Below are 1,307 nucleotides of genomic sequence, written 5' to 3' on the forward strand. Positions count from 1 at the left end.
GGTTCTTCACGGATTGCCGGGAAAGTCATTCTTGATCTTCATGAAAAAGAACTCGCTGTCCCGGTAGCCGTAAGCCATCCGCTTGATCACCTTGATCCGGTTGTTAATGCCCTCCAACTGCCCCGTGTGCATGGGCCAACGCACCCTGCTCAGGATGCCGCGCCAGTAGTTCTTCAGGCGCTTAGCGAACTGCTTCAGAGCCGGTATCGCGCTTTCATCAGCCAGTCGCAGCCATTGCTTCCAGGCTGATCGCCAACCCCAGGCAGTGGTGGGTGACCACAGCGCTTTGAGTTCTGCCTTCATCAGATAAACCGTCATCAACGATTGGTTAGCTGCCAGCAGATCCTGCAGGCGTACCTGCTGATCTTCACGCTTGAGATTCTCCGGATTACGCAGCAGCAGCCACCGCGCCTGCTTGATCACCTTGCGGGCAGGTTTGTCATTACGCAGGCGATTGGCCTCGTCGACCCGCACCCGGTCAATCACTTCTCGCCCATATTTGGCGACCACATGAAACAGGTCGTACACCACTCTCGCCTGAGGACAGTGCTGGCGCACCTCTAGGTCGAATGCGGTGTTCATGTCCATTGCCACGGCTTCGATCCGCGCACAGCCCTCCGGCCCCAGTTCCTCAAAGAACGGTCTGACCGCGGCTCGGCTACGGCCTTCGCCAATCCAAAGCACCCGACGGGTATCAGCATCAAGCACCACGCTGGCGTAGCGATGGCCTTTGAACAACGCAAACTCGTCCATCACCAAGCGTCTGGGCTGGGCCGTCGGCAGCTTCTCCAATGCGGCTTGTAGCGCCCGTCGCTCTAGCAAACGCACGCTATCCCAATGCAGACCAAACAGCTCGGCGACATGCAGGGTGGGCAGTCGTAGGCAAGCCTGGATCACGGCTTCGGCCAAGCGCTTGGTCATGCGCGAATAGCGGTCAAGCCAAGTGACTGACTCCATTCGCTTGCCGCATGCATTGCACCCGACACGTCGCAGTTCCACATTCAGTCGAACCGCGCGACCAAGAATGGGCAGGTCGCGGATCGAGCGCTGGCAGTACTCGTGGGTGGTGGTGCTGGGCTGATGGCAACCGCTGCAGGTGGGGAACCTGGTGGGCTTAGGGATCAGGTCGATCAGCAGGTCATCGCCGTCTGGCCTGATCGCGATGACAGAAAAGCCCTCCCAAAAGGGCAGAAACGTATTAATATCGTGCACAAGAACGCCGGTTTGTTGATGTGTTTGCTCGCACGAACATCATCCATCAAACCGGCGTTCTTGTTTCTGTCTTTCCCGGGATTCCGTGAAGAACC

Annotated in this window: 2 protein-coding genes; one reads left to right on the forward strand and one right to left on the reverse strand. The window is 58.0% G+C overall.

The genetic code is table 11. The features are described 5' to 3' along the window. Positions 1-6: 6 nt before the first annotated feature. Complete coding sequence (locus tag ACQKPZ_RS28185) at positions 7-1,191, reverse strand: ISL3 family transposase (RefSeq protein ID WP_427544564.1); 1,185 nt, start codon at positions 1,189-1,191, stop codon at positions 7-9. Between ACQKPZ_RS28185 and ACQKPZ_RS28190 the strand changes: the two genes are divergently transcribed. Continuing rightward, on the forward strand, positions 1,081-1,307 hold a 227-nt coding region (locus ACQKPZ_RS28190), incomplete at its 3' end, for a hypothetical protein (RefSeq protein ID WP_427544561.1). The two genes, ACQKPZ_RS28185 and ACQKPZ_RS28190, sit on opposite strands and share 111 nt — an antisense overlap.

Source organism: Pseudomonas sp. NPDC089547, from assembly GCF_050280665.1.
Classification (GTDB): Bacteria; Pseudomonadota; Gammaproteobacteria; order Pseudomonadales; family Pseudomonadaceae; genus Aquipseudomonas.